Source organism: Sphingobacterium bovisgrunnientis (assembly GCF_009829085.1).
In the GTDB taxonomy this organism is placed as follows: domain Bacteria; phylum Bacteroidota; class Bacteroidia; order Sphingobacteriales; family Sphingobacteriaceae; genus Sphingobacterium; species Sphingobacterium bovisgrunnientis.
In genome coordinates this window covers 18,112-30,252 of record NZ_WUQY01000015.1, presented here as the reverse complement: position 1 = coordinate 30,252, position 12,141 = coordinate 18,112, and the positions used below count along the sequence as shown (strand labels likewise).

Genomic DNA, 12,141 nt, shown 5'->3' with positions numbered 1-12,141 from the left:
AAGGGATGTCCAAAATATTATTATATCTTAAAACTGATGTATTCAGAAAAAATCTAATTTATGCAATGATTGTAATTGCAGTTTTTTTCCTAGCTGTATATATTGGACTTAGAATTTATACCAAACATGGTGATGCACAAGAAGTGCCTTTATTAAAAGGACTAACCATCAGCGAGGCTAAAGAAGTATTAGACAAAGCAGGTTTGGAATATAAGGTAGACTCTGTATACCAAATGGATGCAAAACCAGGATTAGTAATCGAGCAGAACCCTTCAGCGACTGCATTAGTTAAAAGTGGACGAACAATTTACTTAACAATCATTACCGAAGTTGCACCAGATGTTGAATTCCCTAATATTATCGAAAAGAATTTTATAGAAGCCCAAGCAATTATTAATAATGCTTCGTTAAAAATTGGTGATACCATTTACATCAATGATATTGCCAGAGATGTTGTATTGGACGCTAAATTTGCTGGTCAGACCATCAAAACAGGTCGTCTTATAGCTAAAGGCTCTAAAATCACGCTTGTTCTTGGTAATGGACGTGGCGCTAACGAAGTGGAAATACCAACATTAACTAATTATACTTTAGTAGAAGCAAAGTTTGCATTAGCTGGGCTAGGACTAACATTAGGCAAGATCACCGGAAACATAATAGATACTGCATCAGCCCGCGTAATCAGCCAATCTCCTGACTCTACTTCCAGATTCATTAGTATTGGATCACCAATTAATTTAGAATTAGGCAACGATATTACACCAACTCAAAATAATCCAAATTAATAAAATGGCTACAACGAAAAAGTTTCCTAAATGGATAGGAATAACTATTGCAATAATTTTTGCTATCGGATTAATTGTTGGGTATAAAGTATATCAAATATTTTTGGGTGCTTCGGTTACAGACGCACAAAAATATCTTTACGTACATACTAATGATACTTACGAGAATGTCCTTAGAAGAATTCGCACAGAAAATATAGTAAAAGATGCTGACGAATTCGATTATGTAGCGAAAACGATGAAATATCCTACCACAGTAAAAGCGGGTCGTTACAAACTTGAGAAAGGAATGAGTAACCGTAGATTAGTAGGTAATTTACGTGGTGGTTATCAAGAAGCAGTTTCGCTTCGTTTTTCTAATATTAGATTAAAAGAGGATTTTGCGGGTTTCCTAGGACGCAATTTCGAACCAGATTCAGTGCAATTCATATCTCTACTTACGAACGAGTTAGAAGCTGAAAAATACGGTTTCACGAAAGACAATTTTTACACAATGTTTATTCCAAATACATACCAAATCTATTGGAATACATCAGCGGACAAAATTTTAGAAAGATTTAGTGAAGAATATAAAAAGTTTTGGACAGCAGAACGTTTAGAAAAAGCAAAACAACAAAATTTAACACCTGCTGAAGTCTCAATTCTTGCATCGATAGTGCGTGGTGAAGCGTTGCACAACGATGAAATGCCGATGATCGCTGGTCTGTATTTGAATAGATTGAAAAAAGGTATGCTATTACAAGCGGATCCTACTGTCATATTTGCGAATAATGATTTTACAATAAGACGTGTGCTGAATCGACATTTGACTATTGACAATCCCTATAATACATATCGATTCAAAGGATTACCTCCAGGTCCTATTAATATGCCACCTATTGTAGCAATCGATGCGGTATTAAACCCAGCAGACCACAATTATATTTATATGTGTGCAAAAGAAGATTTTTCGGGTTACCATGCTTTCGCTGTGACTGTAGCAGAACATTTGGTGAATGCCCGTAAATTCCAAAAAGCATTAGACGAGAGAAATATTAAGAAATAAAACAAATCCATGTTTGTACACGAAGAAAAGATTAGAGTGAGGTATGCAGAGACAGACCAAATGGGATACGTATACTATGGAAATTATGCCGCATACTACGAGGTAGCACGTACAGAGATGTTGCGTAAAACAGGATTTTCGTACAAAGAATTAGAAGAGATGGGCGTCATGATGCCTGTTTTGGAAATGAACATCAAATATAGCCAGCCTGCAAAATACGATGAATTACTTACCATAAAAGTTATCATCAAAGAAAAACCATCTGTACGTATCAAGTTCGAATACGAAGTATATGACGAAGCTGGTACCTTGCTAAATATAGGAAATACACAATTGGTATTTGTAGATATGGCTCGAAATAGGCCATGCAAAGCACCTGATGTGTTTATGCAAAAGATGGAGCCATATTTTGATTAATATGAAATGAAAAAGCTCCATAACCGATTATTAGTGTTTAAACCCTACGACAACTTAGTCGAATGGAGCAAAAAAGCCATAATTCCAGGTTTCGGAAAATTACCGCTTTACACTGTCGCAACCTTCTTTTTCCAAGAAATTACTCGTGAATCAATTCTCAACAAAGCTTCAAGTCTATCGTACAACTTTATGTTGGCAATTTTCCCAGGGATTATCTTCTTGTTCACGCTTATCCCCTATATTCCAGTTGACAATTTTCAAGAGAAATTACTCAGCTTTTTGGAAATTGTCATACCTACGGATGCATTTTCTGCAATTCAAACAACATTAGAGGATATCATTAAAAACCAAAATGGCGGATTATTGTCTTTTGGTTTCGTCCTAGCAACGTTCTTTGCTACCAATGGAATGACAAACCTAATGATGACTTTCAATAAAGCATCATTGACTCGTGAGAATAGAAAATGGCTTGTACGCCGGATCATCGCCTTAGCTCTCTCTTTTGCAATCGTTACTGCATTAGCTTTAGGTATCGGTGTTTTCACAATTGTTGGGATATTTATTAATTACCTCAAAGAAAACATAGAATACGATCTTTCTTGGTTTTGGACATTTTTATTGACCGTTTCAAAATGGTGTATATTATTCTTAATATATTTTTTCACAGTTGGATTAGTATATAAATATGGACCATCAAGTTCAAGACATTGGAAAATTTTTAGCCCAGGAGCAATATTAGCCACAATTTTAGCCATTCTCACTTTCTCGGGGTTTGCTTTTTACATCAATAATTTTAACGCTTACAATAAAATATACGGGTCTATCGGTACAATTATTGTTATAATGATTTGGATGTATTTAAATTCTTTAATAATTTTGATAGGATTTGAACTCAACACTAGCTTAGTTTTATCCAAACGAAGTATTAAAGTCGTAAGACACAAATCACACAACCAATTTAAAATATAAGTTAATTAATGATTGAAAAAGAAGTAGAGTCAAACAATAATATACGAACAGCTTTACTTGTTGTCACTATTTCGCTCTTCCTCGTTATAACTACAATTTTCTTTATTAGCATCAATTATTTTGAAGCCATTCATAAAAGAATCACAAAACTTATAGAATTAACGAATTACAAAGATTCAAAATATGAAGACGTAGTAAATGACTTCTTAGAAGCAGAAAATCATTTTAGAAAATATAGTATCGACTTAGATATAGCCCATTATAAAAACTATGAAAAAAATATAAACAATCTTAACAATAGAATATCTGATATAATTTCCCAACAAAAGGGAGATTCAACTGCAAAACAAGCAGAGGTTAATGATGCAATTCTATATAAGAAATATACTCAATTACAAAATGACATAAAGAATTTAATCGCGCTATCTGTACGGATAGATTCAATACAATCTCTCCCACTTGGCACAAATCATTTACCAATTCCTACTGCGAAAAATTTAAATCTTGATATTGATAAAGCCCCAAAAACGCTACAAAGACCAAATAAATTACCATTACCAAAGGCAATCAAAAATACACCGCAATTAATTATCGACGAAGAGACCATAAGAGTTCATAATAAGCAACTGGAGAATTTTTCTAAAACAACCAGTAATTATTTTAATGAATTTAGATCTTCATACGAATCATTAAGAAAGTCTGAACGTAAACTTCTTTCTAATCATTTCACTTTACTGTACAGTATTTATCAATCTATACAAGGAATATGACTATCAGATAGGCAATCATAAGAAATTACTCCGAAGTGAACATGATGAATTATTGATTCAATCCAGCAAATTGACTTGGCAGACTATTATTTGTTTGGTATTTATCTTTATTCTCATTTTTATAATGATTTATTATCAATTTAGAAATAGATATTATGAAAAGCAATTGATACAAGAGCAACATTATGCAGCCAAACTTGCTTCAGAAAAGTCTGATATTCTTGCAGAAATAAGTCATGAAATACGAACACCCCTTAATTCTCTGATAGGAATAATTGATTTGTTGCGTAAAAGAGGAAATATTTATTCTGAAAAAGAACAGCTTTTCTTAGATTCTGCCTATTCTAATATAACGAATACATCTCGCAGTATAAATGATATTCTTAATTTGAGCAGGATAGATTACACTTCCAATTTGGACTTACATGACTTTGATATCAATGATTTAGCAAATGATATTTACCACATACATAAAAGCCAAGCTGAAATAAAGAACATTGATTTTGAAGTCACAGTCGATGAGACAGCTCCAAATATTATATACAGTGATGAACTAAAAATTAGACAAGTATTAACGAATCTAATTTCCAATGGGATTAAATATACAATCAAGGGTAAAGTCAGTTGTTACATTAAGATCAATGAGATAAATAACCTGCAGATAAAAATTTCTGATTCAGGCTTAGGAATTCCAGAAGGCATGCAACCACATATTTTCAAAAAATATTTTACACGAAGTGATGAAAACAAACTCAGCAATGGCATAGGCCTCGGATTATACATCACAAAAAAATTAGTAAGTAAATTGCAAGGAACAATCTCATTCGTAAGTAGAGAAAACATAGGAACAACATTTACCATTGAGATTCCAATTCCTAAAGCTAAAATGAAAATTAAATCATCATCTGATTTGAAATCATTAGCTGATTTCCCAGATGATCTTTCATGGCTATTAGTTGATGATAATATTTTAAATATTCTTTACTTAAAACAATTCTTTCAAACATTTAAACATGTGAAAACTGCTTCGAATGGTCTAGAAGCTTTGGAAATATTAAAAGTTTACACGCCGAATATTATAATAACAGATATTAATATGCCGATTATGACAGGAGATGAATTATTAGTCTACATTAGGCAATTACCCAAATTAAAACTTACAAAAATAATTGCAACGTCATCTGATTACGAACAAATAAAAGAATTAGAAAAAAAACGTAACGAATTCTTTGACAATGTGATTATGAAACCTTTCAGTGAAAAAGATTTAGTAAAAATTATCAATCATACACTAGCGCAAGCAAACACAACTCTATAAGATTACTTGAAAACTTTTTTCACATAAATAATTGTAAATAAAAGTTTTTCGTATCTTTGCACTTCCTACAATGTAGGAAAAAGGAGAAAATTAATTAATGGCAAAAAAACAAGAAGCAGAAAAAGAGTTAGCGGCGAAAAACGCAGAGCTACAAGGTGCTGACACTAAAGTAGTGAAAGACACTGAGACAATTGAGTCTGAAGCAGATTCAACTTTGATCGACCAAATCAAATCAACTACTTGGTCTACACCAGAAGGTGATTTCGATTGGGATGCTGACGAGAAAGCTTTCGGTAACTACAGTGACACTGAGCGTGCTCAATTAGAAGAGCAATACGCTGGTACTTTCAACCAAATCAATCAAGGTGAAATTATCGAAGGTGTTGTTGTATCTATCAACAACAAAGACGTTGTATTAAACGTAGGTTTCAAATCAGACGGTCTTGTAGCAAAAACTGAGTTTCGTGATCTTCCTGAATTAAAAATCGGGGATACTGTTGATGTATTTGTTGAATCTCAAGAGGATGCAAATGGTCAATTAGTATTATCACGTAAGCGTGCAAAAACTCAAAAATCATGGGAAGCTATCAATGATGCATTAGAGAATGATGCAATCATCGACGGTTTCGTTAAATCTCGTACTAAAGGTGGTTTAATCGTAGACATCAAAGGTGTAGAAGCTTTCTTACCTGGATCTCAAATCGACATCAAACCTATCCGTGATTACGATGTTTACGTAGGTAAAACTATGGAATTCAAAGTGGTAAAAATCAACCACGAGTTCAAAAACGTAGTAGTATCTCACAAAGTATTAATTGAAGACGATTTAGAAAACCAAAAATCAGAAATCGTTGCTAAATTAGAAAAAGGTCAAGTATTAGAAGGTACTGTTAAAAATATCACTGACTTCGGTGTGTTCATCGACTTAGGTGGTGTTGACGGTTTACTTCACATTACAGACATCTCATGGGGTCGTATCGAACATCCAAAAGAAGTATTAGCTCTTGATCAAACGATCAACGTGGTAGTATTAGACTTTGATGACGAGAAAAAACGTATCGCATTAGGTTTAAAACAATTATCAGCTCACCCTTGGGAATCTTTAGACACAGCGTTAGCTATCGGTTCTAAAGTAAAAGGAAAAATCGTAACAGTTGCTGATTACGGTGCTTTCTTAGAAATCATCCCAGGTGTTGAAGGTTTAATTCACGTGTCTGAAATGTCATGGTCACAAAATTTACGTTCTCCTCAAGAGTTCTTAAAAGTAGGTGACGAAATCGAAGCTCAAATCTTAACATTAGATCGCGATGAGCGTAAAATGAGCTTAGGTATCAAACAATTGACTCCAGATCCTTGGAAAAACATCACTGAGCGTTACCCTGTAGGTTCTAAACAAAAAGCTGTTGTTAAAAACATGACTAACTTCGGTGTATTTGTTGAATTAGAAGACGGTATCGACGGATTGATCCACATCTCTGACTTATCATGGTCTAAAAAAATCAACCACCCTAACGAATTCACTAAAGTAGGTGAAGCTTTAGAAGTAGTTGTATTAGAATTAGACGAAGAAAACCGCAAGTTATCTTTAGGTCACAAACAATTAGAAGAAAATCCTTGGGATACTTTCGAAACTATCTTCACTGAAGGTTCGATCCACGAAGGAACAGTAATCAAAGTTGGTGACAAAGGTGATATCGTAGCTTTACAATACGGTGTTGAAGGTTTCTGTCCTTCTAAGCACTCTGTAAAAGAAGACGGTACTTCATTGAAAGTTGATGATACACAAGAATTCAAAATCATTGAATTCAACAAAGAGAACAAACGTTTAGTTATTTCTCACTCACGTATCTGGGAAGAAGCTAAAGAAGAAGCTCGCAAAGAAGAATCTAACTCACGCAAAAAAGATGCTAAATCAGCTTCTAACGCAGTGAAAAAAGTAAAAGATTCAGTTGAGAAATCTACTTTAGGTGATTTAGATGTATTAGCTCAATTAAAAGAGCAAATGGAAGGTGGCGACAAAAAATAATTTTTTTTAGTCACTAACTAAATATATTAAAGCTCCAATCGAAAGATTGGAGCTTTTTGCTTTTGTAAGAAAGCATTTGTAATTTTAACTATGGTATTTAACTCTTCTCTTATTACGACTCAGGAACTCGCGACTGCATTAAATGACAAGTCCATTGTTTTGCTAGATTGTACAATTGATAAAGTCGGCCAATCACTTCGAGATGAGTCATTGGAACTTATTCCGAATTCATTATTCTTTGATATTGAAGGAAAATTATCGGACAAAAGCTCTAAATTACCGCATACGCTGGTGTCCGCAGAAATATTTGAGCAAGAAATGCAAGCTCTTGGCATCAATCAAGATAGTACGGTAGTTTTGTATGATCGCTGGGGAATCTACTCGAGTCCACGCGCCTGGTGGATGTTCAAAGTAATGGGATTTGATAATGTACATATATTAAATGGTGGCTTGCCCGCTTGGAAAGAGAAAGAGTTCCCTTTGGTAGAGCGTTATATTGAGCCGATAGAAAAAGGAAATTTCAAAGCCAATTTCAACGTATCCTGGTACGCAGATAAAGAATATATTCTTGAGAATTACCAAAAGGATTTCATCCAAATATTTGACGCAAGAAGCAAAGCGAGATTTACAGGTGTAGCTCCAGAGCCAAGACAAGGTTTAAAAAGTGGACATATCCCCCACTCCAATAATATTCCTTTTGAGGAATTATTGGATGGAAAATTTTACGGAGATAAGGAGAAAATCGCTCGTTTCTTTAAACATATAAGACCAGAGGCTGAAGAATATATCTTCAGTTGTGGGTCAGGAATAACCGCATCCATCTTGGCATTTGCCAGCCATTTGATTGGATACGAAAAAATAAGAGTTTATGATGGTTCTTGGTCCGAATGGGGCAGCGAAGAATTAAATCTGCCAACAGCAAAATAAATACTGAAAATAAAACTTATTCGATGATTATATGTTCCTTAGTTTTGTTTGGATAAATTATGTTATTTTTATCTTAAACTATCTCCAAATATCTGTAAGTAGCAATAAACAAAAGTTAGCGTCGTAAAACATGAAAAACAAACTCCGAATACTTTTATTCGTACTTACCCTTTTATTTTTTGCAACAGCAGTTACCGTCAAAAACGCAATTACAGACAAAGACATTTTAGATCTAGAAAGTAAAAAATTTGCTTCGAATTTACATCAGAAAGAAAAACTCATTGAAGGTATTTTTTCGGATTCGATTCTCAACAAGACCTTTGTAAATAGCGAACGTTATCCTTTACAAGTTCGAGAAATTGCCAATGAATACGAGCAACAACAGATTTATTTATACATTTATAAAAAATCCAAACCGATTTTTTGGGCATCAAATATCTATGTTCCCGATACAGAAGCTGGTCTTAAAGAAGGCACATCCTATATTTACGCAGACAACTTTTCTTTTCTCGTAAAGAAGAAAAAATTAGCAAATGAGCTAAATATTCTTGCACTCATCCCCATAGAAAGGCAGTATAATACAAATTACAAAGCGAAAAACGATCAACATTATCTAGGTGTAACTTCTAAAACCCAGCTTCAAGTAGCAAAATTTGGTGACAGCGATGATATTCAAAATATTTACTCTATCGACAAAGACTACCTCTTTTCCGTCAAGCTTAAAAGTAATAAATACAATAATATATATTTAAATATTCAACTGATATGCTGGGTATTAGGAACTATTTGTTGTGTAATATTAATTAGTAGCATTTGTGTTGGATTAGCACGAAAAGGTAAACCCTTATTGTCAATAATTTTGTTGACATTTACATTCGTTGTAATACGAATTATTGATTTGGAGACAAATTGGTTGTCGCAAATATCAGACTACAAATTATTTTCTCCACGCACTTATGCCTACAGCTACCTAGCGCCCAACCTTTGGTCGTTCTTGGTAAATTCAATTGTACTCTTGTGGTTAGTATGTTATTGCATATTTATCAAACAACACATCGTTTTACCTGAGATATTACTTAAGCGAAATATTCGAAACTGGGTTTATCTACTCATACTACTTGGTGTTTATTTCTTGTACAATCAATTGTTTAGTCAACTTGCAACGCTGATTACACACTCTTCTTTTTCTACAGAAGATCTAATAACGCTTTTTTTCACTTACGACTTCACATTCTATCACATACTTATTTATTCTATAATTGTTTTCGCAGTTATTTTGATTGCTGACATTGTGGTTTTTGTGGGTAAAATTCTAACGCCAAAAGCAACAACGAATCTTAATATTCAACTTATTGCGTTAGTAACAGCTTTAATTGTAAGTGGTTTTTATCAAGATTTTTCATTAATCAATGTGCTCATTGGTATTTTGATAATGATGCAATCTTTTGATAAGTCGATGTTGAAATACAACAATATTTATACGCAAATAATCACGGTACTTACATTAGCTTGTATTACAACTATTAAATATGCCGAGGCAATCAATGAAAATAACCGTGAACATATGAAGTTAATGCTTCTAAATTTAGAAGCTGATGATGATGTTGAAGCTATTTCTCACTTTGCAGAAATAGAAAATAGAATTCAGAATGATGAGCAACTTAAAAAATTAATAGAGCTTGCTAGTGTAAATCCTAATTCACAATTAATTGATGATTATATTCAGAAGAACTATTTGGTAGGATATCTCACAAACTACAATTATTCGATGTATTATTATTTCAACGGGAAGCCGCTGATTAATTATTTTTCTAATCCTTTAGCAGATTTTAGAGAAAAAGTAATATCAAATGCTACAAAAGTAAATTATACCACATCGTTTTATAAGTCTAAAACAGAAATCGGTTATTACGATTACTTCACATTACTTAATTCACAAGATATTCGAGGGAATAATTATTCTATTATTATTAATCTCAAAAAAAACCTAAACAGTATTACCACTTTTATTCCATTTTTAACGGATAATAGTGCGGAAACTTTTGAACATTCAAGAACGAAAGATTACAATTTTGCAATCTATAAAAATGGTATTCTAATCAGTCAGAACGGAAAATACACTTACTCCAACAGAGATCCATATTATAATCAAAAGACAGAGGAATTTATCGTTATCGATGACAATGATGATCATCAACATATAATTTTTCGTCCAGATCAACATACGACACTTCTGATCAGTAAGCCAATTCAATCCTATTGGCAATTTATTACAGTCGTGTCCATCACATTTTTATTCTTATACATAATCATCAATTTTGTTAGATTCCTTGCGAAAATAATACCTATATATTTACAACAAGATGTATCAATCATCAATTTATATTTACGATTACGATACACACTTGCACAAATCAGATACAGCTCCCGCATACAGACGCTAGTCATAAGTTCTGTTTTGATCGCAATTATTATTTCTGGGATCATAAGCTTTTATAGTATACGAATACAAACCGCACAAAGCAGAAAAGACCAAAAATTAGCTTATATCGCACAGGTAGTTCAGAATTTGGAAAGTATATCATCTAAAGATACATCATACACCCACATTTCCTCACTTCACAAAGTTATGACTACGTTGACTGATGTTGTCGTGACAGATTTCAACTTGTATGACAAAAATGGGAAGTTATTCTTTACAACAAAACCTAATATTTACAACCATAACTTAGTCTCATCATATATCAATCCTCATGCATATTTGGAGATGAATGTATTGAAGAAAAATGAAACATTGCTCGAAGAGCAAATCATAGATTTCAATTATGAAAGCGCGTACGCAACTATAAAAGATTCTAATTATAAAACGATAGCATATCTTGGAATACCATATTTCAATTATCAAGAAGTGGAAAATGAGAGTACCAATATTTTGTTGAAGACAATCTTGAATATCTTCACTATAATCCTAATCATTTTTGCGTTCTTATCCTTGTACATTTCCAACAAAATTACCGAACCACTTCAAATGATTCGACGTAAACTTTCCCAAACAAACATTTCTGATAAACCTAATGAATCCTTGTTTTGGGAAAAGGATGACGAGATAGGTCTGTTGGTCAAAGAATATAATTATATGTTGGTTAAATTGGAAGAGCATGCTAAGCAACTACGACATGCTGAGCGCGAGAGTGTGTGGCGTGAAATGGCGCAGCAAGTGGCGCATGAAATTAAGAATCCATTGACCCCAATGAAATTGGGGATTCAGCAGCTCAATAAATCTTTCAAAGATAATGATAGCAGATTTCCAGAAAGATTTGAAAAGATTTCAAATTCGTTCATCGAACAAATTGAAACTTTAGCACGAATTGCTTCTGAATTTTCAGCATTCGCCAAATTACCTGAAGCAAAATACACCACGCTGAATTTAATCGAAAAAATCAATAAATCGATTCACGTATATGATAATCTTCCAAACGTCAAAATAGATTTAATTAATGAGACGAATTTGGGCAATAGAATAGAAATTTTCGGGGATAGAGACCAAGTAATCCGGACATTCAATAATCTGATTAAAAATGCTATTGAAGCCACATTAGGACGTCGTAAACCCAAAATCCAAATCGTCATCAAGCCATATGATAGCAAACATGTTTTAGTGGAAATAATTGATAATGGATTTGGGATACCAGATGAAGTAATACCAAAAATATTTAAACCTAACTTTACGACGAAGACCTCCGGCACGGGGTTAGGACTCGCCTTCGTAAAGCAGACTATAACAGGCTTGGGTGGTACTATTGGCTATGAAACCAAATTAAATTCAGGCACTAAATTTTTTATTATTTTCCCTTTGCATATAAATGAACAATAATTGCGATAGC

9 protein-coding genes are annotated in these 12,141 nt (G+C 33.3%); all 9 read left to right on the top strand.

Annotation, left to right across the window (positions count from 1 at the left end; translation table 11 throughout):
* The first annotated feature begins 65 nt into the window (after positions 1 to 65).
* The 9 genes from GOQ16_RS08960 (at position 66) to GOQ16_RS08920 (ending at position 12,131) form a co-directional block, all read left to right on the top strand.
* Entirely contained in the window at positions 66 to 785 is a 720-nt protein-coding gene (locus GOQ16_RS08960) for a PASTA domain-containing protein (protein WP_240140990.1), read from the top strand.
* Positions 786 to 789: 4 nt separating this feature from the next.
* Positions 790 to 1,830 carry an endolytic transglycosylase MltG gene (gene mltG, locus GOQ16_RS08955; RefSeq protein WP_160068974.1) on the top strand — a complete coding sequence of 347 codons (1,041 nt, stop codon included), beginning with the start codon at positions 790 to 792 and terminating at the stop codon, positions 1,828 to 1,830.
* A gap of 9 nt (positions 1,831 to 1,839) precedes the next feature.
* Positions 1,840 to 2,247, top strand: coding sequence for an acyl-CoA thioesterase (locus tag GOQ16_RS08950; protein WP_160068973.1), 408 nt, complete (start codon positions 1,840 to 1,842; stop codon positions 2,245 to 2,247).
* Between the two features lie 6 nt (positions 2,248 to 2,253).
* Positions 2,254 to 3,216, top strand: coding sequence for a YihY/virulence factor BrkB family protein (locus GOQ16_RS08945; protein WP_160068972.1), 963 nt, complete (start codon positions 2,254 to 2,256; stop codon positions 3,214 to 3,216).
* Between the two features lie 8 nt (positions 3,217 to 3,224).
* Positions 3,225 to 3,986: a CHASE3 domain-containing protein gene (locus GOQ16_RS08940; RefSeq protein WP_160068971.1), complete on the top strand. Its 762-nt coding sequence runs from the start codon at positions 3,225 to 3,227 to the stop codon at positions 3,984 to 3,986.
* A 124-nt stretch (positions 3,987 to 4,110) separates the two neighbouring features.
* Positions 4,111 to 5,304 carry a hybrid sensor histidine kinase/response regulator gene (locus tag GOQ16_RS08935; protein WP_160068970.1) on the top strand — a complete coding sequence of 398 codons (1,194 nt, stop codon included), beginning with the start codon at positions 4,111 to 4,113 and terminating at the stop codon, positions 5,302 to 5,304.
* A gap of 97 nt (positions 5,305 to 5,401) precedes the next feature.
* Entirely contained in the window at positions 5,402 to 7,330 is a 1,929-nt protein-coding gene (gene rpsA / locus GOQ16_RS08930; protein ID WP_149915530.1) for a 30S ribosomal protein S1, read from the top strand.
* 90 nt (positions 7,331 to 7,420) lie between these two features.
* The gene (locus tag GOQ16_RS08925) at positions 7,421 to 8,257 is read left to right on the top strand and encodes a sulfurtransferase (protein WP_160068969.1); all 837 of its coding nucleotides are present in this window, start codon (positions 7,421 to 7,423) and stop codon (positions 8,255 to 8,257) included.
* A 130-nt stretch (positions 8,258 to 8,387) separates the two neighbouring features.
* Positions 8,388 to 12,131, top strand: a complete 3,744-nt coding sequence (locus GOQ16_RS08920) for an ATP-binding protein (protein WP_160068968.1) — start codon at positions 8,388 to 8,390, stop codon at positions 12,129 to 12,131.
* The last annotated feature ends 10 nt before the right edge of the window (positions 12,132 to 12,141 follow it).

Coding starts and splice junctions, on each gene's coding strand:
- GOQ16_RS08960 (WP_240140990.1), top strand. CDS start 66: ATGATTGTAATTGCAGTTTTTTTCCTAGCTGTATATATTGGACTTAGA.
- mltG (WP_160068974.1), top strand. CDS start 790: ATGGCTACAACGAAAAAGTTTCCTAAATGGATAGGAATAACTATTGCA.
- GOQ16_RS08950 (WP_160068973.1), top strand. CDS start 1,840: ATGTTTGTACACGAAGAAAAGATTAGAGTGAGGTATGCAGAGACAGAC.
- GOQ16_RS08945 (WP_160068972.1), top strand. CDS start 2,254: ATGAAAAAGCTCCATAACCGATTATTAGTGTTTAAACCCTACGACAAC.
- GOQ16_RS08940 (WP_160068971.1), top strand. CDS start 3,225: ATGATTGAAAAAGAAGTAGAGTCAAACAATAATATACGAACAGCTTTA.
- GOQ16_RS08935 (WP_160068970.1), top strand. CDS start 4,111: ATGATTTATTATCAATTTAGAAATAGATATTATGAAAAGCAATTGATA.
- rpsA (WP_149915530.1), top strand. CDS start 5,402: ATGGCAAAAAAACAAGAAGCAGAAAAAGAGTTAGCGGCGAAAAACGCA.
- GOQ16_RS08925 (WP_160068969.1), top strand. CDS start 7,421: ATGGTATTTAACTCTTCTCTTATTACGACTCAGGAACTCGCGACTGCA.
- GOQ16_RS08920 (WP_160068968.1), top strand. CDS start 8,388: ATGAAAAACAAACTCCGAATACTTTTATTCGTACTTACCCTTTTATTT.